This is a genomic window from Gordonia otitidis (assembly GCF_020735545.1).
Taxonomy (GTDB): domain Bacteria; phylum Actinomycetota; class Actinomycetes; order Mycobacteriales; family Mycobacteriaceae; genus Gordonia; species Gordonia otitidis.
The window spans coordinates 2,387,965-2,412,911 of sequence record NZ_CP085974.1 but is presented as its reverse complement, the minus strand read 5'-3'; the positions used below and the strand labels follow the sequence as shown (position 1 = coordinate 2,412,911).

Annotated in this window: 19 protein-coding genes and 1 pseudogene; 12 read left to right on the top strand and 8 right to left on the bottom strand. The window is 65.6% G+C overall.

All coding sequences use genetic code 11. The features are described from left to right. Window positions 1–7: 7 nt before the first annotated feature. Window positions 8–451, top strand: a complete 444-nt coding sequence (locus LK459_RS10920) for a DUF3054 domain-containing protein (protein ID WP_007238423.1) — start codon at window positions 8–10, stop codon at window positions 449–451. Here LK459_RS10920 and LK459_RS10915 read toward each other — a convergent pair. Beyond that, window positions 427–2,082 (bottom strand): NTF2-like N-terminal transpeptidase domain-containing protein, encoded by a 1,656-nt coding sequence (locus LK459_RS10915; protein ID WP_227923339.1) that lies wholly within the window; start codon window positions 2,080–2,082, stop codon window positions 427–429. The two genes, LK459_RS10920 and LK459_RS10915, sit on opposite strands and share 25 nt — an antisense overlap. A gap of 459 nt (window positions 2,083–2,541) precedes the next feature. Here LK459_RS10915 and LK459_RS10910 point away from each other — a divergent pair, with 459 nt between their 5' ends. The 7 genes from LK459_RS10910 (at window position 2,542) to LK459_RS10880 (ending at window position 11,666) form a co-directional block, all read left to right on the top strand. After that, complete coding sequence (locus LK459_RS10910; RefSeq protein ID WP_227923337.1) at window positions 2,542–3,360, top strand: pirin family protein; 819 nt, start codon at window positions 2,542–2,544, stop codon at window positions 3,358–3,360. After that, window positions 3,348–5,342, top strand: a complete 1,995-nt coding sequence (locus tag LK459_RS10905) for a M13 family metallopeptidase (RefSeq protein ID WP_227923336.1) — start codon at window positions 3,348–3,350, stop codon at window positions 5,340–5,342. Before LK459_RS10910 ends, LK459_RS10905 begins: the two co-directional genes overlap by 13 nt. After that, a complete protein-coding gene (locus LK459_RS10900; RefSeq protein ID WP_227923334.1) occupies window positions 5,326–5,868 on the top strand; it encodes a potassium channel family protein in 543 nt (180 codons plus the stop codon). The genes LK459_RS10905 and LK459_RS10900 overlap by 17 nt, the downstream gene beginning before the upstream one ends. Before the next feature lie 135 nt (window positions 5,869–6,003). After that, on the top strand, window positions 6,004–8,226 hold the full coding sequence (locus LK459_RS10895) for an MMPL family transporter (protein ID WP_227923332.1): 2,223 nt from the start codon (window positions 6,004–6,006) through the stop codon (window positions 8,224–8,226). Between the two features lie 89 nt (window positions 8,227–8,315). Then, window positions 8,316–9,272: a R2-like ligand-binding oxidase gene (locus LK459_RS10890; RefSeq protein WP_007238417.1), complete on the top strand. Its 957-nt coding sequence runs from the start codon at window positions 8,316–8,318 to the stop codon at window positions 9,270–9,272. A gap of 443 nt (window positions 9,273–9,715) precedes the next feature. After that, window positions 9,716–10,573 (top strand): alpha/beta fold hydrolase, encoded by an 858-nt coding sequence (locus tag LK459_RS10885; RefSeq protein ID WP_227923325.1) that lies wholly within the window; start codon window positions 9,716–9,718, stop codon window positions 10,571–10,573. Between the two features lie 373 nt (window positions 10,574–10,946). Continuing rightward, window positions 10,947–11,666 carry a slipin family protein gene (locus LK459_RS10880; protein ID WP_227923324.1) on the top strand — a complete coding sequence of 240 codons (720 nt, stop codon included), beginning with the start codon at window positions 10,947–10,949 and terminating at the stop codon, window positions 11,664–11,666. A 217-nt stretch (window positions 11,667–11,883) separates the two neighbouring features. On the opposite strand, the gene LK459_RS10875 is transcribed toward LK459_RS10880, so the two are convergent. Then, entirely contained in the window at window positions 11,884–14,055 is a 2,172-nt protein-coding gene (locus LK459_RS10875) for a 3-hydroxyacyl-CoA dehydrogenase NAD-binding domain-containing protein (protein ID WP_039993856.1), read from the bottom strand. A 31-nt stretch (window positions 14,056–14,086) separates the two neighbouring features. Further along, entirely contained in the window at window positions 14,087–15,298 is a 1,212-nt protein-coding gene (locus LK459_RS10870) for an acetyl-CoA C-acetyltransferase (RefSeq protein WP_007238413.1), read from the bottom strand. A gap of 128 nt (window positions 15,299–15,426) precedes the next feature. On the opposite strand from LK459_RS10870, the gene LK459_RS10865 reads away from it, so the two are divergent. Further along, entirely contained in the window at window positions 15,427–16,644 is a 1,218-nt protein-coding gene (locus LK459_RS10865) for a TetR/AcrR family transcriptional regulator (protein WP_227923323.1), read from the top strand. Window positions 16,645–16,705: 61 nt separating this feature from the next. Then, window positions 16,706–17,671: an adenylate/guanylate cyclase domain-containing protein gene (locus LK459_RS10860; RefSeq protein WP_227923321.1), complete on the top strand. Its 966-nt coding sequence runs from the start codon at window positions 16,706–16,708 to the stop codon at window positions 17,669–17,671. Here the strand turns inward: LK459_RS10860 and LK459_RS10855 are convergent. The 4 genes from LK459_RS10855 to LK459_RS10840 all read right to left on the bottom strand — a co-directional run bounded on the left by LK459_RS10855 (window position 17,620) and on the right by LK459_RS10840 (window position 20,781). Next, window positions 17,620–18,720 (bottom strand): sulfate/molybdate ABC transporter ATP-binding protein, encoded by a 1,101-nt coding sequence (locus LK459_RS10855; protein ID WP_007238410.1) that lies wholly within the window; start codon window positions 18,718–18,720, stop codon window positions 17,620–17,622. The two genes, LK459_RS10860 and LK459_RS10855, sit on opposite strands and share 52 nt — an antisense overlap. Continuing rightward, entirely contained in the window at window positions 18,717–19,499 is a 783-nt protein-coding gene (locus tag LK459_RS10850; protein ID WP_227923320.1) for an ABC transporter permease, read from the bottom strand. Before LK459_RS10850 ends, LK459_RS10855 begins: the two co-directional genes overlap by 4 nt. Before the next feature lie 14 nt (window positions 19,500–19,513). After that, window positions 19,514–20,311 (bottom strand): molybdate ABC transporter substrate-binding protein, encoded by a 798-nt coding sequence (gene modA / locus LK459_RS10845; protein ID WP_227923318.1) that lies wholly within the window; start codon window positions 20,309–20,311, stop codon window positions 19,514–19,516. Between the two features lie 65 nt (window positions 20,312–20,376). Continuing rightward, window positions 20,377–20,781: a TOBE domain-containing protein gene (locus tag LK459_RS10840; RefSeq protein ID WP_227923316.1), complete on the bottom strand. Its 405-nt coding sequence runs from the start codon at window positions 20,779–20,781 to the stop codon at window positions 20,377–20,379. Window positions 20,782–20,967: 186 nt separating this feature from the next. Here LK459_RS10840 and LK459_RS10835 point away from each other — a divergent pair. Then, window positions 20,968–22,008 (top strand): annotated as a pseudogene (locus LK459_RS10835) (ATP-binding cassette domain-containing protein); the annotation flags it as partial. A 335-nt stretch (window positions 22,009–22,343) separates the two neighbouring features. Then, the gene (locus LK459_RS10825) at window positions 22,344–23,192 is read left to right on the top strand and encodes an ABC transporter permease (protein ID WP_007238405.1); all 849 of its coding nucleotides are present in this window, start codon (window positions 22,344–22,346) and stop codon (window positions 23,190–23,192) included. Window positions 23,193–23,297: 105 nt separating this feature from the next. On the opposite strand, the gene LK459_RS10820 is transcribed toward LK459_RS10825, so the two are convergent. Then, entirely contained in the window at window positions 23,298–24,614 is a 1,317-nt protein-coding gene (locus LK459_RS10820; RefSeq protein ID WP_227923314.1) for an ROK family transcriptional regulator, read from the bottom strand. Window positions 24,615–24,947 lie beyond the last annotated feature (333 nt).

The window sequence follows — 24,947 nt, the reverse complement described above, 5'->3', positions numbered from 1 at the left end:
GATACCCATGTCGAAGTCTGACGTGACCGGTGCGACCAGCGGTCGATCCACGGCGACGTTCCCCCTCGCCGCGGCAGCGCTCTGCGACATCGTCGCAGTGGTCGTGTTCGTGCTGATCGGCCGGGCCAACCACCACGACGGTTTCGCGCTCCTCGGCGTGCTGCAGACCTTGTGGCCGTTCCTCGTCGGTGCCGCCGCGGGATGGTCGATCGCCTACGTCTACTCCCACGTCGGTTCCAGCGAGTGGTTCGGCAGCGACTTCCGACCGGCCCGCGTCGTGCCCGCCGGTCTTGTCATCTGGGTGTGCACCGTGGCGATCGGGATGGTGCTGCGGTATCTGCTCCACCAGGGTGTCGCGCTGAGCTTCATCATCGTGGCGACCATCGCGCTCGGCCTGTTCATGCTCGGCTGGCGTGCGATCGCCGGTTACGCGATGCGGAAGTACTTCTGAGCGACCTGTAGGGCGGCGGTGCCCGACTTCTCACCTTCGGTGTAGATCACGATCACCTTGCCGCCCTGAATTCCGACGAACCATCCCGGACCCTGCGGACCGTTTGTCCCGACCAGCGCTTTGAGGCCGGGTGCTTGCGTCAGATCGCTGGCGTCACCGGTCTTGGCGGTCGCCGTCATGGCCGACAGGATCGGACTGCTCACCGACTTGTCGATCGCGCCGAGTGCACCACCGTCGACCTTTGTCGCCGCGCCCTTGATGACCGTGGGCGCCACCGAACTGCCGGTACCTGCCTGCGCCCGAGCCATCGACACTCCGAGCGCGGCCATGTTCAGCATCGACGCGGTCGCCGACTGCGGCCGATAGTCGATGGTCGCCACACCCGACTGCGGCGTCGTCGGCGTGGAAGCGCCGGGGACGGTGAACCCGACCCCGAGTCCGAGCCTGTCGAGTGCGGTGTCCGACGACTGCTTGTTCGACGACTGCTTGTTCGACGATGTGCCCTTGTCGACGGCAGCGAAAACCGGATCGAGTGTCGCTCCGACCGGGTACGCCTGGTCGACACTGTTCTTGCGCTCGACCGCGTAGTCGTTCTGTGCGAGGCCGAGAATCGCCCCGCTCTGTGCGTCGAGGGCCATGATGGTCGCGGGCTGGCCGACCTCGACGGCCGCGTCGCCGAGGGTCAGTTGCACCTGCTGATTGATCGACGTCGCGACGTCGGGACCAGGAGGGCCCTGCTCACCGGCGAGTTTGCGTGGCTTGAGGCCGGGGCCGACCATCTGGACCTGCCACCCGGCAGTGGCGTCGCGAATGGCCTGCCAGTAGTTGGTCAACGCAGGCTCGAGCGGCGACGAGAGACGACGGTCCGCCATCACCAACATGTCCGTCTTGTTGATCGAGACGCCGGGAATCGCAGCGGGGCTGCTGTTCATCACACCCATGTCCGAGTCGCGCAGTGTCACCGCGACGATCGGTTTGTTCGGGGTGGCGGCGAGCTTGGCGTTGATCACCTCCGGCGTGATCAGCGGCGCGATGGGCGCGAGTGTGCGCGACAGTGCACGCACCGAACCCGCCACGTCGCGGGTCTTCGAGGGATCGAGAACGATCTCGTTGACCGGCTGGAGGATCATGAACGGTTTGCCGGACACACTGTTCACGGTCGGAGCGGGCGTCGCATCGGTGCGGATCTCGCGAAGATTGCCGCCGACCGGGAGTCCCTGGGCTATGACCGTGGGATCCCAGGTGACCTTCCACCCCGAACTCAGGTGCCGCGCGGTGCCCGACGTCGCCGACTCGTACGAACGGTCCTTGTCCCACCGCCAGGTGGTCCTGAGGTTGAACGACGCCGTGCCGTCGCTGTACTCCTCCGGCTTGTCCACGTTGACGTCTATCGAGTCCGGGTTCATAGCCGTGACGGTCTGCGTCAGAGCGTCGGCAGCCTGCCCGGGCGCGGTGGTGTACTCGGCGGCAGCCGCGGCGTCCTTCCTGCTCAACGCGCTGGCGAACTCCCTGACGGCAGCCGCCGCGCCGGTATCGGGGCCACCGGAGAGCATCCGCCAGGTCACGAATCCACCGGCACTGGCGAGGACGACGCAGGCGACAAGAGCCACCCACCGCAAGCAATACTTCATAGTCCCATTTTTCACTCTAGTCACACGAGTTACAGGGACCGCCGGGCTGCAGTCGGAACTCGGACTCGTCACGATCTCGTCTCGGCCGTCCGTTTTCCCAGCGTCCGCGCCGCTCGACGGCTCGGCGGCCTCGCCACTCGACGAGTCTGCGCTCTTGCCTGGCGACTCTGCACTCTTACGGCCTGACGACTCGGCATCCGAAACCTTCAGCGTCGCCGTGTCGAGACCTGGTGACCGCACACCGTTGGGCTTTCCGCCGTCCCGCGTGACGCCGGCGGCGCTCCCCTGCGTGGCGCGATCGGTCGGCGTCGGCATCGCACCATCGCCCGGGGAGGCGGGCTCGACACGGGGGACGCGTTCGAGCAGGAGGTCTGAACCCTCGGTCGTGTTGTCGCCGACCTCAGCGGCAGCACGATGGCGGCCTGCACTCCGTGACCTCGACGATGCCCATAATGGGTCATGGTCTTCACGGTGTTCCGGGCCGGAATCAGGGAGGTGACGTCGACCGATTGGTTGACCTCCCGTCATTCGTTCTCATTCGGCGATCATTACGATCCATCAAACACCCATCATGGACTTCTCATTGCATGCAATGAAGAAGTTTTACTGCCTGGACACGGATTCGACGCCCATCATCATTCGGATTCCGAAATCGTTACCTGGGTGATCTCCGGCACATTGGTGCACACCGATTCCGCAGGTCACGCCGGCGTCGTTTATCCCGGCCTCGCGCAACGCATGAGTGCTGGATCGGGGATCGAGCACACCGAGCGCAACGACCCGTGGCCCGACCGGGCCGATTCGGGTTCAACACCGGTGCATTACGTACAGATGTGGATCGTCCCCGACGAGTACGGCGTTACGCCGTCCTACGAACAACGGGACATCTCCGCGGCTCTCGACCGCGGCGGCCTGGTCGCAGTCGCCTCGGGAGATCCGGCCGTCGACGCCGCGATCACGATCACCAACCGCGCGGCGACACTGTTCGCGGTACGGATGGCTCCGGATTCGTCGGTGTCGCTTCCCGACGCTCGATTCACGCACGTCCACGTCGTCGACGGCACAGCCGTCCTCACGACTCGCGACGAGGACGACAGCGTCCGCGCACCCGGCATTCAACTCGCCGCGGGCGACGCCGCGCGGGGCGTCGACTCCACCGGTTCGACGCTGCATTCCCAGTCGGGCGCCGAGATCCTCGTCTGGGCCATGGACAAAGCACTCGGAGAGCCCCGACGCGGCTGTAACCGGCAGCGGGCCGTGACAGGATGGAAGTCGTGACTGCTTCGAAGACCGATTCCCTCCCCTCCGGCATCGACCTCGAGTGGGTTGACGATGCCGTCCGCGTTCAGGACGACCTGTTCTCCCACGTCAACGGCAAGTGGCTCGACACTCACGTGATACCCGACGACCGCTCGGTCGACGGCGCTTTCCACGTGTTGCGCGACCGCGCCGAGGAGAACGTCCGCGACATCATCACCGAATGCGCCGAGGCAGACCCGCCCAGCGGGTCCGACGCCCAGAAGATCGGCGACCTCTTCGGCTCGTTCATGGACACCGACCACATCGAGGCCCTCGGAATCGGCCCGATTCGCGGTGAGATCGAGGCGATCGAGGCCATCACGTCGACCGACGGGCTGTCCAAGCAGATCGGACGGCTGCAGCGGCACGGGGTCGGCGGGCTGTTCGGCTTCTATGTCGACACCGACGCCAAGCGCTCCGACCGCTATCTCGTACACGTCGTCCAGTCAGGCCTCGGACTGCCGGACGAGTCGTACTACCGCGACGAGACCCATGCCCAGACACGTGAGGCCTACCGCGATCACATCTCACGCATGTTCTCGCTCGCCGGCTACGACGACGCGGACGAGCGCGCCACGACCGTCCTCAATCTCGAGACCGCCATCGCAGGCCATCACTGGGACGTTGTTCGACGACGCGACGCCGATCTCACCTACAACCTCTTCTCGCTCGGCGAATTCGATTCACTCGCTTCGGGATTCAACATCCATGAGTGGTTCGGCGGACTCGGCACGGTCGGCGACGTCACCTTCGCCGAGGTCGTCGTCGGCCAACCATCCTTCGTCGACGACGCCACCACCCTGTTCACCGAGTCACCACTCGATCACTGGAAGACGTGGCTGACGTGGCGTCTGCTGCACTCGGCCGCACCCTACCTGTCGTCGGAGTTCGTCGACGAGAACTTCTCCTTCTACGGACGCACTCTCACCGGGGCCGAGACGATCCGCGACCGCTGGAAGCGCGGCGTCGGGTTCGTCGAGGGCGCAATGGGATTCGCGGTCGGCAAACTCTACGTCGACAAGCACTTCCCGCCCGAGGCCAAGGCCAGGATGGACGAGCTCATCGCCAATCTGGTCGCGGCATACCGCCAGAACATCTCCGATCTACCGTGGATGACGCCGTCCACACGCGAGCGCGCACTGGTCAAACTCGACAAGTTCACTCCCAAGATCGGTTACCCGGCGAAGTGGCGTGACTACAGCGCACTGTCGGTCGACCGGGGTGATCTGATCGGGAACTACGCTCGCGCAGCGTCGTTCGAGAACGAGCGTGAGTTCGCCAAGATCGGCTCACCGGTCGATCACGACGAGTGGTTCATGACGCCGCAGACCGTGAATGCGTACTACAACCCCGGCATGAACGAGATCGTCTTCCCGGCAGCGATCCTGCAGCCGCCGTTCTTCGACCCCGATGCCGACGACGCCGCCAACTACGGCGGGATCGGCGCGGTGATCGGACACGAGATCGGACACGGATTCGACGACCAGGGCGCGAAGTACGACGGCGACGGCAACCTCGTCGACTGGTGGAGCGACGCCGACCGCACCGAGTTCGCCAAGCGCACAAGGGCGTTGATCGAGCAGTACAGCGAATTCACACCCGAGGGTCTCGACGAGAAGTACAAGGTCAACGGCGAGTTCACGATCGGGGAGAACATCGGCGACCTCGGCGGTCTGTCGATCGCGCTCGTCGCCTACCGTCTCGCCACCGAGGGCACCGAACCTCCGACCATCGACGGGCTGACCGGCATCCAGCGGGTCTTCTACAGCTGGGCGCAGATCTGGCGCACCAAGACCCGCGACGCCGAGGCGATCCGTCGACTCTCCATCGACCCGCACTCGCCGCCCGAATTCCGTTGCAACGGCGTGGTTCGCAACATCGATGCCTTCTACGACGCGTTCGACGTGGCGCAGGGCGATGCGCTCTTCCTGCCGGACGCCGACCGTGTCCGGATCTGGTAGCCGACCACCCGGCGAGCACATTCGTGTTCCGCTCAGTGGTCGACGCCTCGCGAGCGCGCTGATCCGTCCCGCGCTCGCGGGGTGCGTCCTGCTGGTCGGCTACTTCCTTCTACCACTCGACCACACGAGCGACTTCAAGATGATCGGGTTCGTGGTCGACGCTCTGCTGCTGATCGCTTTCTGCGGCTGGGAGATTCGACACTTCATCCGCTCGCCGTATCCGATCGCCACCGCTCTCGAGATGCTGGCGGCGCTTGCGACCTTCTACATCGTCGCGTTCGCCACCACCTACTTCTTGATCTCCGAGTACGGCGCCGACGGGTTCAACATGAGGCTGACGAGAATCGACGCACTCTATTTCAGCCTGACGGTGTTCACCACAACCGGATTCGGCGACATAGCCCCCGCATCGCAGGCCGCACGTGTCGTTGTCTCGGTTCAGATGGCGAGTGCCTTCGTCATGATCGCGCTGGGCATCCATTTCCTCACGCTGCTCATCTCCGCGCGACGCAACACGGTTGACTGATCTTCGGCATGTGCAACGGTCGGCCCGTATCCCATCCAGGAACGTCGACGCACCGAAGACCCTCTCGGAGGCGGACCGATTCGACGATCCTCTCGCCTCCTGACCCCGGCAAATCCGACGTGCAAGGATGTGGACATGACGAGTAAGCAGCGGACCGCGTCGTCGACTCATCGGCTGCGTTGGCTCATCCCGGCGCTCGGGATTCTCGCCTGGGTCGTCCTCGGTTCCTTCACCGGTCCGTTCGCGGGCAAGCTCGCGTCGGTGTCCACCAACGACAACACGGCGTTCCTGCCCGCCTCGGCGGAGTCGACACAGGTCAATGACGAGCTCGCGAGGTTCCAGGACACCAGCTACGTACCGGCCATCGTCATCGCCGAGCGGTCGTCGGGTTTCACCGACGCCGATGCGACGTACCTCGCCGACACCACCAAACCGCTCGCGGGAGCAGAGGGTTTCGGCGAGGCGTTCTCGCCCGCCATCCGCTCATCCGACGGCCAGGCCGCCGAACTCATCGTCCCGATCTCCACCAAGGGTGAGCCGTCCGACACCGTCGAGAAGCTCCGCGATGCGCTGGCCAACCCACCGAACGGTCTGCGCGTCTACGTGACCGGTCCGGGCGGTCAGATCGCCGACCTCGGCGAGGCATTCGCTGGTATCGACGGGCTGCTGCTCCTGGTCGCCGGTGCCGTGGTGATCGTCATCCTCATCATCGTCTACCGCAGCCCCATCCTCCCGTTCGTGGTGATCATCTCGGCGGTCTTCGCGCTCGGACTCGCGTCGGGTGCCGTCTACTTCCTGACGAAACAGGGTGTGTTCGAACTCAACGGGCAGAGCCAGGGCATCCTGTTCATCCTCGTGTTCGGCGCCGCCACCGACTACGCCCTACTACTCGTGTCGCGCTTCCGTGAGGAACTGACCCAGACCGCCGACAAATACCGGGCGATCAAGGTCGCGTGGCGAGCGACCATCGAGCCGGTCGCCGCGTCGGCGGGCACCGTGATCCTCGGCGTGCTCTGCCTGCTGTTCTCCGACCTCAACTCCAACCGCAGCCTCGGTCCGGTCGCCGCGATCGGCATCGTGGCGTCGTTCCTGGCGTCGATGACATTCCTGCCAGCGGTTCTCGCGCTGCTCGGTCGCGCCGCGTTCTGGCCGGTCCGTCCCCGCCTCGAGCAACCGACGACGACGTCGACCGACACGGCTGACGGGGCTGACGGGGCCACCGACATGGCGGGCACGGGCACCCAGAATTCCACCCATCGCTTCTGGCACGCCATCGCCGAGAAGGTCGCCGCCCGACCCCGCGTCATCTGGGCCTCCACCCTCGTCCTGCTGCTCATCGGTGCCGCGTTCGCGCCGATGTTCAAGTCAGACGGCATCGCACAGACCGACTTCTTCCTCGGCAGCGTCGAGTCGGTCGAGGGCGCCGACGTCCAGGCCCGTCACTTCGACGCCGGTAGCGGTTCACCGACCTGGATCATCGCCGACGCCCCGCAGTCCACTGCTGTCCTGGACGCCGTGCGGTCCGTCGACGGCGTCGCCGAAGCGCAGTTCTACACCTCGAGTCAGAACCCGGCGGCCGACCAGGCTCCCCTCGTCCGCGACAATCGCGTCGCCATCCAGGCGACGCTGACCGACAATGCTGATTCGCTGGCCGCGCAGGACACCGTCGAGCGCATCCGAGACCGCGTGCACCCCATCGCCGACGCGAACGCAACCGTCGGCGGCACCACGGCCACCGACCTCGACACCAGGACGACCGCACAGCACGACCGCAACCTGATCATCCCGATCGTGCTGCTCGTGGTCCTCGCGGTGCTGATCCTGCTGCTGCGCAGCATCGTCGCGCCGGTGATCCTCCTCGGCACCACCGTGTTGTCGTTCGCGACGACGCTCGGCGTCGCCGCCCTGCTGTTCAACGGACCGTTCGGCTTCCCCGGCGCCGACCCCGTCGTGCCGCTGTTCGCGTTCGTGTTCCTGGTCGCGTTGGGGATCGACTACAACATCTTCCTGATGACCCGGGTGCGCGAGGAATCGAAGACGCACGGTACGCGCGACGGCGTGATCCGCGGCCTCACCGCAACCGGGGGTGTCATCACCTCCGCCGGTGTCGTACTCGCCGCCACCTTCGCGTCGCTGGCGGTGATCCCGCTGCTGTTCCTCGCCCAGGTGGCTTTCCTCGTGGCGTTCGGCGTCCTCATCGACACGCTCATCGTCCGGACCTTGCTCGTGCCCGCGCTCTCCATCGACATCGGCCGGTGGATCTGGTGGCCGAGTGCCCTGTCTCGCAAGCACGATCCCGACGATGAACCGACCCCCGACACGTCCACCGATCCCGTGCCGCAAGTGACGCACGAGTAACCTGAGAGTTCGCCGAAACAAACCGATCTTGGTCGATCTCGGAGCTAACGTCAGTTCATGAGTCCCGAACAATCCTTGATCGGTGCGTCATGACTCTCGCCGATCGTCAACGCGTCACCCGCGAGGATTTCGCATCTCTGCGACGTGGCGGCCTCAACTGGCAGTCACTGCCGTTGCGTCTGTTCATGAAGGGCAACGCGCGGTTCTGGGATCCCACGGCCATCGATATGTCCCGCGACGCCGCCGACTGGTACGAACTCGACGCAGAGCAACAACGCAGCGCGACGTTCCTCGTCGCCCAGTTCGTGGCGGGCGAGGAAGCGGTCACGCAGGACATCCAGCCGTTCATGAAAGCCATGGCCGCCGAAGGCCGGTTCGGCGATGAGATGTACCTGTCGCAGTTCTGCTTCGAAGAGGCCAAGCACACCGAGGTGTTCCGTCTCTGGATGGATGCCGTCGGCCTCACCGACGATCTCAACCCCTACGTCGCCGAGAACCCGTACTACCGCCAGCTCTTCTACGAAGAGCTCCCCGATTCACTGCACCGACTCGACACCGATCCGTCGCCGCTGAACCAGGTGCGCGCCAGCGTGACCTACAACCACGTCATCGAGGGATCGCTGGCGTTGACCGGCTACTACGCATGGCAGCGGATCTGCACGCAGCGCGGAATCCTCCCCGGCATGCAGCGGATCATCAAGTTCATCGGCGACGACGAACGTCGCCACATGGCGTGGGGCACGTTCACGTGCCGCCGCCACGTCGCCGCCGACGACAGCCTCTGGGAGGCGATCGGCGTCCGGATGGGCGAACTGATGCCCCTGGCACTGGGCATGATCGAGTGGGTCAACGCCCAGTTCGACGAACCGCCGTTCGGCATCGACAACTCCGAGTTCCTCTCCTACGCCGCCGACCGGGCGCAGCGTCGACTCAGCGCCATCGAATCCGCACGCGGCCGGCCCGTCGAGGAGATCGACCTCGACGTTTCTCCGGAACTCCTCGAGGAGCGGTTCGGCGAAGAGGACGCAGAGGCGCTTGGCACGTGAACCGACGCTGACCGTTCCGCGCGGCTCGGAGTGTTCCGCGGTTTTCTGCACGCGCGCGGACTCTTCCCCTACTTCGTGCGCCGCGAGGAGGACTCTTCCCCTAGTCTCGTCCACTTCCCCTAGCAACAACCCGCGGAAACGCACACAACCCGCGGAAAGCCCCCTTCCCCCACTTCCTGCGCCGCGCCGCACCCCTTCCCCTAGTTCCTGCACCGCGGCGCGGACTCTTCCCCACTTCCTGCACGACACCCCAGACCCTTCCCCCAGTTTCGCGCCCTTCCCCTAGCAACAACCCGCGGAAACGCACACAACTCGCGGAAAGCCCCCTTCCCCCACTTCCTGCGCCGCGCCGCACCCCTTCCCCTAGTTCCTGCGCCCGCGGCGCGGACTCTTCACCGCGCAACCCCGTGACAACAAACTAGAACACGTTCTACTCTGATCGGGTGGATGTCACCTACGACTCGACCAAACGCGAACTGAGCACCGACAAGGGAGTCCTGCGCTACCACGAGGCGGGTGATCCTTCCGCACCGCCGCTGATCCTGCTGCACGGTTCCGGCCCTGGCGTCACCGGCTGGCGCAACTACCGCGGCAACCTCGCGAGCTTCGCGCAGACCCACCACTGCTTTGTGCTGGAGTTCCCCGGCTTCGGCGTCAGCGACCCGTGGGAGGGAATGCCGGTGCTCACGGCGGGCAAGTCGGTGATCGCGTTCATGAACGGACTCGGCATCGAGAAGGCCCCGATGATCGGCAACTCGATGGGCGGGGTGGTCGGCGTCAACCTCGCGATCCGCACACCCGACCGGGTCGAGAAGCTCGTCACCATCGGCGGCGTCGGCCCCAACCTGTTCAGCCCGAGCCCCAGCGAAGGACTGCGGCTGCTGCAGGAGTTCGCCGACGACCCCGATCGCGACAAGCTCATCCGCTGGCTGCGCGCGATGGTCTTCGACCAGGAACTCGTCACCGACCAGCTCATCGACGAACGCTGGCAAGCGGCGATGAACCCCGACGCACTCGCCACCGGCCGCACGATGTACGGCTCGGCGTCGTTCGAGATGCAGCAGCAATTCCTCGCCACCTCCGACACCCCGCCCTACTGGTCGATGATGCACAAGATCGCCTGCCCCACTCTGCTCACCTGGGGCCGCGACGACCGTGTCAGCCCGCCCGACATGTCGCTGGCCCCGATGCGCCTCATCCCCGACGCCGAGCTGCACATCTTTCCCCGATGCGGGCACTGGGTGATGATCGAGGCCAAAGAGGCTTTCGAGTCGGTCGTTGGCTCGTTCCTCGCACGCTGACCGATCACACCGTGGCGTAAAACCCGTTGCGCCACGGACTCCCGTCCTGGCATCGTTGTCTCTCGCACGAGAGAGCAGCCGATCCCGGGGTACCGGCGATCACGTTCTGCGCGTTCGACTCTCGCGCTCAGTTCACTGCAATGGTAAGGCTCAACCAGCCGAGGTTCGACTCCTCATCTCGCACCGCCCCCGGGAACAAGGTCGACGCCGGTCCTGCGGTCGTCTCGTCTTCCGGCTCCGCCCGGTCGATGGGACGGCCCCACCGGCACGATCTCCCGCGGGCGGTGTCGGCCTGCCACCTGACGAACGGCACTGCAGCACAACCAGATACCGACAATACGACGTGCGCGACAATCGAAAGGAGGCTCGCATCATGTCTTATTCCACCGAACTCCGCCTGGCTTACACCAAGCCCGTCAAGCGGTGGTTCCCCACGATCACCGTGCCCATCGGGCACAGGGGGCTCGAGTACCGCGACGGCACCCTCTCCCGCGAGCTGTCGCCCGGCGACTACCGTGCACGCAGGCGTGCCGTGTACACCTTCGTCGACATGCGCGAGCGCGTGCTGACCGTTGCACCACAGGAGATCCTGACGTCCGATTCGGTGTCGCTGCGCGTCACGATGGCCATCCGTGCGGCAGTCGTCGATGCGGTCGCGTTCACCGAACGCACCAGCGAGCCGTGGACAGCGGTCTACCTCGCCGCGCAGGTCGCGTTGCGTGAGGTCTGCGCGACGGTGAGCGTCGACGAGGTGATCACCCGAGCCGACACAGTCAAGACCGAGCCGATCAAGGCTGCGACCGCGAATACCGGGCGGTCGGTAGGCATCGACGTACGCGACGTGGTGATCAAGGACGTGATCTTGCCCGCTGAGATCCGTTCTGCTGCCACTGAGTTGGTGACGGCGAAGGCACGCGGTCTGGCCAAGCTGGAGACTGCTCGCGCAGAGACCGCGGCGCTGCGTTCGTTGGCCAACGCGGGCCGGGTACTCGACGCCCACCCCGCACTGGCGCGACTGCGTCTGGTGCAGGATGCCCCGTACGGCACCAAGTTCGTGTTGGCCCTCGGCGACGCCGAGCCCGACACCGACTGAACGACAACCGACTGAACAACAACCGACTGGGCCAATCAGCGGCTGGTCAATCAGCGACGTCGGCCGCACCCGTGACACCGGGTTGCGGCCGACGCCGACTGAGCCGACCCCATCCGACGCCGTCCCTCCACACGACGAGGCCCCGACCGGAACACGTCCGGCCGGGGCCTCGTGGAGATCAGATGCGTACGAGACGAATCAGATCACAGGTCCTACCTCAGTACTTCTCGCCCTTTGCGGCCTTCTCGACCAGCGAGGCGGGCGGCTCGAAGTGCGAGCCGTACTTCTTGGCCAGCTCACGCGAGCGGTCGACGAAGCCCTGCAGGCCACCCTCGTACTGGTTGATGTACTGGATCACGCCACCGGTCCACGCGGGGAAGCCGATGCCGAAGATCGAGCCGATGTTGGCGTCGGCGACCGAGTCGAGCACTCCCTCGTCGAAGCACTTCACGGTCTCGAGAGCCTCGGCGAAGAGCATGCGCTCCTGCATGTCCTCGAACGGGATCTCGGTGCTGCCCGACTTGAAGTGATCGCGCAGACCCGGCCAGAGCCGAACACGCTTGCCGTTCTCGTCGTACTCGTAGAAGCCCTTGCCGTCCTTCTTCGAGGTCCGGCCCTGCTCGATCATCCAGTCGACGACGGCGTACGACCCGTGCTCCGGGTACTCCTTGCCCTCGGCCTTGGCGCCCGCTTCGGTCTCCTTGCGGATCTTCTGCATGAGGGTGAGCGTCAGCTCATCCGAGAGCTGCAGCGGCGCAGCGGGATAGCCCGCCTGCGTACCTGCGTGCTCGATGAACGCGGGCTCGACGCCCTCACCGACGGCGGCAAGCGCCTCGTTGATGAAGGTACCGATGACGCGGCTGGTGAAGAACCCGCGGCTGTCGTGGACGACGATCGGGGTCTTGCGGATCTGCAGCGTGTAGTCGATCACCTTGGCCAGCACCGCATCCGAGGTCTTCTCACCACGGATGATCTCGACCAGCGGCATCTTGTCGACCGGCGAGAAGAAGTGGATACCGATGAAGTCCTCGGACCGCTTGACACCCTCGGCGAGGATCGTGATCGGCAGCGTCGAGGTGTTCGAGCCGAGCACGGCGTCGGGTTCGACGATGTCCTCGATCTCCTGGAAGACCTTGTGCTTCACCTCAACCGACTCGAAGGCGGCCTCGATGACGAGGTCGACACCCTTGAAGTCCTCGGGATCGACGGTCGGGTGGATACGGCCGAGCAGTGCTTCGCTCTTCTCCTTGGTGGTCTTGCCACGCGAGAGAGCCTTCTCCTCGAGCTTCTCGGAGTAGCCCTTGCCGCGCTTGGCGGCGTCGAGATCGATGTCCTTGAGGACGACATCGATGCCCGCCTTGGCCGACACGTACGCGATTGCAGCGCCCATCATTCCGGCACCGATCACGCCGACCTTGGTGGCCTGCCACTTGGGGTATCCCTCGGGACGCGATCCACCGTTGTTGATGGTCTGCAGGTCGAAGAAGAACGCCTTGATCATGTTCTGCGCGACCTGGCCGGTCACCAGCGAGACGAAGTAGCGGGTCTCGATGAGATCGGCGGTGTCGACGTCGACGTAGGCACCTTCGATGGCTGCGGCCAGGATGGCGCGCGGCGCAGGCATGTTCGCGCCCTTGATCTGCTTACGCAGCAGAGCGGGGAACGCAGGCAGGTTGGCCGCGATCGACGGGTTGGTGACCGAACCACCGGGCATCTTGTAGCCCTTGACGTCCCACGGCTGCTGCGCCTCGGGGTTCTCCTTGATCCACGCCTTGGCGGCGGGCAGCAGTTCGTCGACGGAGCCGACGACCTCGTCGACGAGTCCCGCTTCCTTGGCCTTGGTCGGGTTGAAGCGCGGCCCCTGCAGGAGCACGTTCATCAGTGCGTTCTGGAAACCGAGCAGGCGAACCGTACGCACGACGCCGCCGCCACCGGGCAGCAGGCCGAGCGTCACCTCGGGCAGACCCACGACGGCGCCCTTGACGTCGGCGATGACGCGGTGCTGGGTGTGCAGCGCGATTTCGTAGCCGCCGCCGAGAGCTGCGCCGTTGATCGCCGCGACGACCGGCTTGCCCAGCGTCTCCAGGCGGCGCAGGACGGACTTCATTCCGTTGGTGCGCTCGGTGATCGCCGCGGCGACCTCTTCCTTCGACTGCGTACGCTCGGCGGTCATGTCCTTGAGGTCGCCGCCGGCGAAGAAGGTCTTCTTCGCCGAGGTGATGACGACACCGGTGATGTCGTCCTTCTCGGCCTCGAGACGATCGACGGTTGCCGCAATCGACTCGATGAACGTGTCGTTCATCGTGTTGGCGCCCTGCGACTTGTCGTCCATGGTCAGGACGACAACACCGTCGGCGTCCTTCTCCCAGGCAATCATGTTGTCACTCATTGCTTTTGCAAGTTCCTTTGGTAGTGCGGGATCAGAGACGCTCGATGACGGTCGCGACGCCCATGCCGCCACCGATACACAGGGTGATCAGGCCGTAGCGGCCGCCGGTGCGCTCGAGTTCGTCGAGGCAGGTGCCGAAGATCATCGCGCCGGTCGCACCCAGCGGGTGACCCATCGCGATGGCGCCACCGTTGCGGTTGACCTTCTCGTGCGGGATGTTCAGATCCTTCATCCACTTCATGACGACCGACGCGAACGCCTCGTTGAGCTCGAAGACGTCGATGTCCTCGACGGTCAGTCCGGCCTTCTTCAGCGCCAGCTCGGTGGCCGGGGTGGGGCCGGTGAGCATGATGGTGGGCTCGGAGCCGACCTCGGCGAAGGAGACGACGCGGCCGCGCGGGGTCAGGCCGTTGCGCTTGCCTGCCTCTTCGCTACCGACGAGCACCAGCCCTGCACCGTCGACGATGCCCGAACTGTTACCGCCGGTGTGGACGTGGTTGATCTTCTCCACGCTGTGGTACTTCTGCAGCGCGACGTCGTCGAAGCCCGCCATCTCGGCCAGCGCAGCGAACGCGGGCTTGAGCTTGCCGAGCGATTCGACGGTCGAGCCGGGACGACGATGCTCGTCATGATCGAGCACGATGACGCCGTTGATATCGCGGACAGGGACCACGGACTTGGCGAAATAGCCACCGTTCCATGCATTCTCGGCACGCGCCTGCGACTCCGCGGCGAAGGCATCGACGTCTTCGCGGCTGAATCCCTCGAGGGTCGCGATCAGGTCGGCACCAATGCCCTGCGGCACGATGTAGTGGTCGTACGCGGTGGTCGGGTCCATGAAGAGTGCGCCGCCGTCGCTGCCCATCGGGACACGCGACATCGACTCGACGCCACCGGCGAGTACCAGGTCGTCGAAGCCCGACGCAACCTTGGCCGCAGCGAGGTTGGTGGCCTCGAGACCCGACGCGCAGAAGCGGTCGATCTGGGTGCCGGGAACGGTCTCCGGCAGTCCGCTGTTGAGGGCCGCGGTGCGCGAGATCACGCCGCCCTGCTCGCCGACGGGCGAGACGACACCCAGGATGACGTCGTTGATGTCGGCAGGGTCGAGGCCACCGTGGCGGGCGAGGACCTCGTCGATGAGGCCCGACGCGAGGTCGACCGGCTTGATGCTGTGCAGCGATCCACCGCGCTGCTTACCACGCGGCGTACGGATCGCCTCGTAGATGAATGCTTGATCAGGCACGAAGATGTTCCTTTCACATGAACCAGCGATGGTTACCCTACGAGGCTAACGCGGCATCACTTATTTGGCTATAGCGGGTGGTCAATCACTCGCAATCAGTGTCCGACCTGAGCTAAGGTCGATTAACAATGTCTACTCCGAAAACCCCGCGACGCGACGTCGGCGCCACACGCAAGGGCTCGTCGACCACGCAGCGCTCGCGGCCCGCCGATCGTAAGAAGCAGTTGGTCGACCACGCGTCGACGCTGTTTCTCGAACGCGGCTATCCGCATGTGTCCGTCGCCGACATCGCGGGAGCCGCGGGTGTGACCGCTCCGTCGGTGTATCGACACTTCACTGACAAGCAAGCGTTACTGTCCGCAGCGGTACTGGCAGGCGTCGACGATCTGGAGGCCTGCACCGACCGCACACTCGGTGACGGTTCACGCCCGCTGGACGAACTCGTCGACGCGCTCTGCGACCTCGGTGTCCGACATCCGGAGTCGGTCTCGCTGTGGCGGTGGACGAGCAGCTACCTGTCCGAAGACCAGAACAAGCAGATGGTCATGCGGACCCGACAGGTCCTGACACGCTGGGCGGACGCCATCGTCGCCGACCGCCGCGAGCTGACCGACCGGGAGGGCCGCGCACTCGGTTGGGCGGCGTTGAGCGTCGTCGGCAGCCTCGCCGTGCACAACACCCGGATGTCGGCATCGCGCGCGCACGCCGAACTCGCCGTGCTCACCCATAGATTGCTCGAGTTGCACCCGTCGACGGCACCGGAGCTACCGGCCGTGCCGCAGATCATTGGCCTGACCTCGTCGCGACGCGACGAGATCCTCGACGGCGCGGCCGCGTTGTTCGCCGACCACGGCTACGCCGATGTCGGCGTCGACGACATCGGCAGGGCCGTCGGCATCACCGGGCCCAGTGTGTACAAACACTTTTCGTCGAAGCTTGCGATCCTGCTCGCGATCGGCCAGCGCAGCGCCATGCGGCTCGAGGCGGGTGTCATGGCAGCACAGGGTTCCACCGCAGACCCCGCAAAACTGCTGGGGCTTCTCGTGGACTCGTACGTCACCGTCATCACGTCGACCCCCGACCTGTCGGTGGCGTTCAACAGCTCGTCTGTGCTCGCCGGACAGGACCCCGCAGCAGAGTTGCTCGACGTCCAGCGTCGATACGTACGACGCTGGGTCGACCTGCTCGGGCAGGTTCAGCCAGAGGCCCGAGTCGATCAGCGCACGGTTGCCGTTCACGCCGCGCTGTCGATCGTGAACGACGCGGTACGCATGCGGCGTGGCGTCACCCGTCCCGATTTCGGTGCGGAGATGGCCTACCTGATGAAGGGCGTCCTGGGACTCTGAGCATGCGCAGCGACTACCGTTGTGGCATGCATGCACAGCACAGCGCGTTCGGGGGTGCGCGGTGAGCGATCAGGAACGTTCGGGACTCAGCGACCAGGATCCGCAGTTCACTCGGGACGAACTCGTCGAGCAACTTCAACTCTCACCCGACTACGCCGAGAAGGTGTGGAACGCCTTCGGTTTCGCCAGACAGTCGACTCCGGACAAGATCTTCACCGCCGCCGAGGTCAAAGCCCTCGGGCTCTTCGCCGATTCCGAGCACACCATGCCGCAGGCCGCGCAGGTGGCCACCGCTCGCGCGATCGGACAGACGATGTCACGCCTCGCGGAGTGGCAGGCCGACCAACTGACCGAGCTCGAGCGCAATCCGGACGTGCCGTGGACCCGCGAGCAGATGGCCAATGCGCTGGGGGTCATCCAACAGTTGATCTGGCGCAGACACCTCGACATGGCCATGACGCGGGACGAGACGAGGGAATCCGACGAGCGGATGGATCTCGTGGTGGGGTTCGCCGACATCGTCGGCTACACCAGTTTGTCGCGGCGCACACCGCTCGACGAACTGGAACTGTTGCTCGAGACGTTCGAGGACCGCACCTTCGACGTGGTGGGCGCCCACCGTGGTCACGTCATCAAGACCCTCGGCGACGGCGTCATGTTCACCTTCGCGACGTCCGAGCAGGCCGCAGAGGCGGCATTGGCGATCCACGACCTCAGCGACGACAAACCCATTCCACCGCTGCGGGTCGGCCTGGCACGCGGACAGGTGCTCTCCCGACTCGGCGACGTCTTCGGCGAACCGGTCAACGTGGCCGCCCGCCTGTGCGGCTCGGCCCGTCCGGGAACCACCCTCGTCAGCGAGGCCGTCGCCGACGAACTGGCGGACGACGAGAAATTCTATCTGCGCTCGATCTCCCCGCTCTCGGTGCGAGGATACCGACGGCTGCGGGCAAAGGTGTTAGAGCCCAACAAGTATTACAACCCTGACGCTGACGCGTCGGACTCGGCAGGTGAGGCGGCCTCGTAGATCCGCACCTCGTTCGCCTTGACCACCAGGTGCACTCGCGATCCGGTGTGCAGCGCGAGTTCAGCGACTGCGTTCCAGGTGATCTCGGCTGACACGATCTGACCGCCGACGTCACATCTCGCGATCGCGTGGTCGCCCTGGGGCACCACCTCCAGCACGTCTGCACCGAGAACTGTTCGCGGACTCCCCTGCGGCGCATCGAGATACACCGCGACCGCGCGCGGCGAGAAGGTTGCGGCCGCGGATACGCCCGCCTGTCGCACGTCGGCGGACACACCCGTGACACTGTCACCCCCGGCACCGACGACCGTCGCGGGCGGCTCGAACGTTCCGAGGAACATGTTGAGTCCGGCGAGTGCCGCTGCGAAAGCCGTGCCGGGATGACGCAGCACGTCCCGAGTCGGCCCCTGTCCGACGACTCGTCCATGCTCGATGACCACCACGTCGTCGGCGAGCGCCACGGCGTCGACGAGATCGTGCGTGACCAGTACCGTGACACCGTCCCGTTCCCGGATCAGCGAGCGCAGCAAGGTGCGCATCTGTTGCGCCACATCGACATCGAGCGCTGCGAACGGTTCGTCGAGGAGCAGGACGTCCGGCTCGGTCGCCAGAGCACGCGCGATCGCCACACGTTGCGCCTGTCCGCCAGACAACTGTTTGGGCATGCGGTCGGCGAATTCGGCGACTCCGACTGCGCTGAGCCACCGTTGCGTACGCGCCGCCACTTCGCGCCGCCCCACTCCCGCAGCCGCGGGGCCGAATCCCACGTTGCGCTCGACGGTCATGTGCGGGAACAGTCGTGGCTTCTGCGCGAGCAGGACCACTGACCGCCGATGCGCGGGCACGAACACCCCTGGCCCCTGCAGCGGCCGGTCGTCGTAGGTGATGGTCGTGTTCGACGTTCGCCGCAGCCCCGCGAGAATGCCCAGTGCGGTGCTCTTGCCCGCTCCGTTCGGGCCGAGCACCGCACACGTGTTGCCTGCGGTCACCTCGAGGTCGACGTCGAGAAACGGTGTCGCAGAACGAATCGTCGCGTGAAGACCGCTCACGCGGTCACCTCCGGTGCGCGCCGCAGGTGAACAGCGATGACGACCACGAGAGCGACCGCCATCAACACCAGCGACAACGGTAGTGCGGCCTCCGGATCATTGATCGAATCGAGATAGATCTTCAGCGGCGCGGTCTGCGTGGTACCCGGCAGGTTTCCGGCGAACGTGATCGTCGCACCGAACTCGCCGAGCGCACGGGCAAAGGCCAGCACCGCACCGGCCGTGAGTGCCGGAAAGATCAGGGGCAGCGTCACTTTCCACAGCGTTCTGCTCGGCGAAGCACCCAGGGTAGCGGCGACCTGCTCGTAGCCGGCACCCGCCGAGCGGAGTGCGCCCTCGACGCTGAGGACAAGGAACGGCATCGCCACGAAGGTCTGCGCCAGGACAACCCCCGTCGTCGTGAAGGCCAGCGTGATTCCTGCTTTGTCGAGGTACTGGCCGACGAGTCCGTAGCGTCCGAGTGCATAGAGCAGCGCGATTCCTCCGACCACCGGAGGAAGCACCAACGGCAGCAACACCAGTGCTCGCAGCACCCTGGTCCATACGCTGTTGTAGCGCGCGAACACGAATGCCATCGGTACGCCGAGAACCAGACACATCACGGTGCTGGTCAGCGCGGTGAGCACACCGAGCCTGAGTGCGTCGACCGACTCTGGCGCGGTGACCGACTCCCAGAAGTCACCCCACGGCATCCTGACGATGATGGCGATCGGGCCGATCAGGATGAAGCACACCCCGAGAACCGCGGGGATGTGCACCCAGAGCGGAACCCGACGCATCTACTGGCCGCGCCTCAGGAGCCCGCGGAGGCGAAGCCCGCAGCAGACAGGATCTCTTGCCCGGTCTGCCCGAGCACCATGTCCTTGAACTGCTCGGCCTGCTCGGAATGCTTGGTGCCCTTGACCGTTGCGATCGGATATTTGTTGACCACCTGCGCGAAGGCCGCGTCACCGACCGTGGCCACCTTGTCGCCCGCGGACTTCGCGTCTGTCACGTAGACGAGACCGGCGTCGGCCTCACCTGAGGTGACCTTGGTCAGCACCGCGGTGACCGACGCCTCCTGGCTCACCGGTGTCAGTTCGACTCCGGTGTTCTTCTCGACGGCCACCGTCGCGGCGCCACACGGTACCTCGGGCGCACAGACCACGGTCTTGGCACCGGAATCACGCAGACTTGCGAAACTGGTGATGCGCTTGGGATTTCCGGGTGCGGTGACAATGGTGAGTGTGTTGGTGGCGAAGATCTTGGGATCGACGGCCTTGTCGCCGAGTTTCTGCATGGTGCGCTCGTCGGCGGTGGCGATCACGTCGGCGTCGGCCCCCTGGTTGATCTGCGTGACGAGAGCCGACGATCCGGCGAAGTTGAGCTTGACCTCGACGTCGGAGTGCGCCTTCTCGAAAGCCTTCGCGAGTTCGGTGAAGGTGCTCTTGAGCGATGCCGCCGCGTAGACATTCAGTGTTGTCTTCCCCCCGGACGACTCCCCGCCCGAAGAACCGTCGTCGGACGAGCAACCGGCGACCGTGACGATGACCGCGACCATGGCTGCGAACACGGCCGCAATGCGCCGTACCGACACGAACTTCTGCGGCATGACCTTCTGGAGCACAAGACACTGGAACACAGGGGTTCTCGCTTTCTCTTGTCCGCGAATGCGGATCACCTGTTGGGATCTGGTCGTTCGACGATGACCGTGGTGGCCTTGACCACTGCCGTCGCGACGACTCCCGGCTCGAGTGCGAGTTCGCGAACGGCTTCGGAACTCATCAGCGAGGTCACCTCGAATGGACCGCACTGCATGGTCACCTGCGCCATGACAGTGTCGCTGACGACGTCGGTGACCAGACCGGTGAACCGGTTACGCGCCGACCGCAGAACGCCGGTGCCGTCGTCCTCGACCGTTCGCGCCCTTTTCCTGGCAAGGGACGCCAGCCCGACTCCGTCGACGGTCGCGACACCGTTCTCTGACCCCGGCTCGAGTTCTCCTGACGCCAACCACCGTCGAACGGTGTCGTCACTGACACCGAGCAGCATCGCCGCATCACGCACCCTGATCGCTGCCACGGGCGGAAGTGTACCCGCAGATGCGAGATAAGGGCGTCTGTATCCCCGCAGATACGTGCACTGGCTGCACAACCCGTGATGTCGTCGGTCGGTCGCGATGAGTTCGTGCGCCCATATTGGTCAACCCCCGCAGGCGATGAGAAACCCACTCGCCCATGTCCAACTCGCCCGATAACGTGGAGAAGCATGAGCCAACCAGCACCGCCGTCCGCAGCGACGGGGCCGGCACCGTCACCGACATCTCGCCTCGACGTCGCCGTCGAGGCGATCCACCTCGTCAAGAAGTTCGACGACTTCACCGCCGTCGACGACATCAGCTTCGTCGTGCCGACCGGCAGCGTGCTCGGTTTGCTCGGTCCCAACGGCGCGGGAAAGACGACAACGGTCCGCATGATGACGACACTGTCCGTGCCCACCAGCGGCACAGCGCGGATCGCGGGATTCGACGTCCGCGAGAATCCCGAACAGGTACGCCGCAACATGGGGCTGACCGGCCAGGCGGCGACTGTCGACGAGATCCTCACCGGGCGTGAGAATCTGCGCATGGTCGGCGGTCTCTACGGCATCACGCGCAAGGCGTTGGCTGCGCGCACAGATGAACTCCTCGACCAGTTCTCGCTCTCGGACGCCGCCGACAAGCAGGTGCGCGCCTACTCGGGCGGCATGCGTCGTCGGCTCGACCTCGCCGTCAGCCTGTTGGCCGCGCCGCCGGTCCTGTTTCTCGACGAACCGACAACAGGACTCGACCCGCGCAGCCGCGCAGAGCTCTGGGACGTGCTGCGACGCCTGGTCGCCGGCGGTACCACCCTGGTACTGACGACGCAGTATCTCGAGGAGGCCGACCAACTCGCCGACAACATCGTCGTCATCGACAAGGGCCGCATCATCGCCGAGGGGACCCCGTTGCAACTGAAGGAACGCGCCGGTGCGGCGAGCGTGGTGATCACCGTCTCCGACGCGACATCGCTGCCCGCCGCATCCAAGCTTCTGCGTCGCAACGGTGGCGAGGTGTTCGTCGACGAGACCGCCCGTACGTTGACGTCGGCGGCATCCGGTCTCGCCGACCTGACGCGAATCGCGGGCTGGTTCGACGAGTCCGGCATCACCGTCGACGACATCGGCCTGGCCCGGCCGAGTCTCGATGACGTGTTCTTGTCTCTCACCGGGCACCGTGCCGAAGGCGCGCAGAACGACCGTGCCGAAGGCGCGCAGAACGACCGTGCCGAAGGCGCGCAGAACGACCGTGCCGAAGGCGCGCAGAACGACCGTGCCGAAGGCGCGCAGAACGACCGTGCCGAAGGCGCGCAGAACGACCGTGCCGAAGGCGCGCAGAACGACCGTGCCGAAGGCGCGCAGAACGACCGTGCCGAAGGCGCGCAGAACGACCGTGCCGAAGGCGCGCAGAACGACCGTGCCGAAGGCGCGCAGAACGACCGTGCCGAAGGCGCGCAGAACGACCGTGCCGAAGGCGCGCAAGACGACCGTGCCGAAGGCGCGGCTGATACAGAAACCTCGGATGGCACAGAGCCCACTTCCACCGACACATCGAGCGGAGACCTCCGATGAGCACGACATCACTGGCATCCCAGTTGGTCGACCGTCCGCCGGTTCACCCGACGAACGTCTGGCAGCAAGCGTGGATCATGGTGAAGCGCAACATGATCCATACCCGGCGCATGCCGGAGATGCTCTCCGACGTCACCATTCAGCCGATCATGTTCGTCGTGTTGTTCGCCTATGTCTTCGGTCCGGCAATCAGCGCGGGCAATCCGGCGATCAACTACAAGCAGTATCTGCTGCCCGGCATCATGGGCCAGACGATCGTGTTCACCGCGTTCATCGTCGCCACCGGCATCACCGCCGACATCGAGAAAGGCATCATCGATCGCTTCCGGTCACTGCCGATCAGACGCTCATCGGTGTTGATCGGGCGCAGTATCGCCAGCCTGTTGCACTCGTCCATCGGCATCGTGGTGATGGCGTTGACGGGTGTGATCATCGGGTGGCGCATCACGACGTCGGTGTGGGACGGCGTCCTGGGCTTCCTGCTGGTGTTGGTGTTCGGCTTCGCGATGATCTGGTTCGGCGTGATGATCGGCTCGTGGTTGCGCTCGGTCGAGGCGGTGAACGGATTCATGTTCTCCGTCCTGTTTCCGCTGACCTTCGTCTCCAACGCGTTCGTGCCGACCACCGCGATGCAACCGTGGTTGCGCACGATCGCAGAGTGGAATCCCATCTCGTCGCTCATCCAGGCGATGCGCGTGCTGTGGGGCAATGGCCCGGCGGCCGGCGCAGATGCGGCACTCCCGCTGCGCTACCCGGAGTTGTCGACGCTCATCTGGGCCGTCGCACTCACGCTGCTGTTCATGCCGTTCGCCCTGCGGAACTACGCACGACGCACCGCAGACTGAGCCTCGGCCTCCGCGTGGAAACACGTGTTTCTGGCACCCTCTCGCGAAGCTTCGCTCGCTTGTGTCAGGAACACGTGTTTCTGCGGCTCCGCCCTCGGGTTGTGCTCACGCCGTCGCGGCGAGCGCCTCGAGCGGGTCGGTGTACACGGCGTCGAGCGACACCGCGCCGGCCGCCTGCTGCTGTACCGTCACGCCCGAATGCGAGACTCGCACATCACGTTTCGGCGAGACCGAGGTCTCGCGAATTGCCGCGGCGACCAGTGGCAGGGTCGACGGGTTGTCGGTGAACGCCTGCCCGCCGAGGATGATGTGGTCGGGGTTGAAGATGTCAGCCATGAGTGCGACCGCACGCCCGAGGACCGTCGCGCGTTCGTCGAGCAGTGCACGGGCAGTGGCATCGCCATTTCGGGCGAGGGTGTGTACGCCCTCGATGTCGGCGACCTCGAGGCCGAGTGCGACGGCAGCCTCGACGACCCCGGTGTCACTCGCGGTCGGCTCGAGTCGACCGGTGTGCTGTGGGTCGAGCAGGGTGGTGGCCCCGGTCGGGAAGTGCCCGATCACCGGCGGTCCGGCGGTCGGCGTGTGCACGGCGCCGTCGACACTGAATGCGATCCCGACCATCTCGCGCGCATAGAAGTAGAGGAAGCTCGACCGCTTGTCGCTCGGGTTGACGACGAGTTCGGCGGCGGCCATCGCCTCGACGTGCGACGCCACCGAGACAGGGAGGCCGACCGCCTCGGCGATCACGGTACCCACAGGCGCTCCCGACCAGCCGAGACGCGGATGGTCGACGAAGCCACCGGGGGCGACGCGACCGCCGATCGCCACGCCCGCCCACAGCACCCGACGATTCGACCAGCGTCCGACGAATCGACGGGCGCTGTCGCCGATGGCCACCAGTGTCTGTTCGGGCGACTCGGCGATCGGCGTCGGGATCTGGATCGCACCCACCACACGATGGAGCAGGTCATGGGTGGTGATGGAGGTGACCTTGTATCCGATGTGGATGCCGAGGGTGAGGTAGTCCGTCACGTTGATCTCGAACGGCAGCCGCGGTCGGCCGATCGCCCCGGCGGGCGCGAGGTCGGCACGCTCGCGTAGGAGACCCGCCTTCAGCAGTGCGCCCACCTGGCGGTTGACGGTAGAGATCGACAGTCCCGTGGCCTCGGCGGCGTCGTCACGGAAGATCGGACCGGACAGCCGGGCGGTACGCAGAACCAGTGCGGCGGGTTTGTCGGAGAGCTCGAGGCGCGGAGTCGCGATCTGAATCGGCCGCCCCCCTCTCCTGGCAGTGCGTGGTTCGAGCCCCGGCACCGGGGTCGGTCGCGCGGCCGATCGACGTGGAATCGGTCGCGGCGCCGGTCGCCGGACCGGTGAGGAAAGAGTAGCCGTACGGATGGGCTGATCAACTGTTGCAGTCATGGGTTCGTGTCCTGGTATCGGTGCAGGCGAATCCGGAAAGACGCGACATCATCGTTCTCACACGCGGCCGGCCGGGAGATCACGGCGCGCGGTCGACGACGATCGCAGGGGATTCGCGGAGAATGCGGATGGATTACTGAAAGTCAGATCTCGGCGTTCAACGCATTCGGCGGCAACACAGCACACGTGCGAACGGCAGACGGCAACCCAGAGCGGTGATCACGTAGGTCACCTCTGAGATCTGCGCCAAGGCGCCGTCGTGTTCGCTCGTCATGTGCTCGAAGCTAGCAACCGGGCGCAGTGGCCCGCAACTCCCCCACGCACCTCCCATCG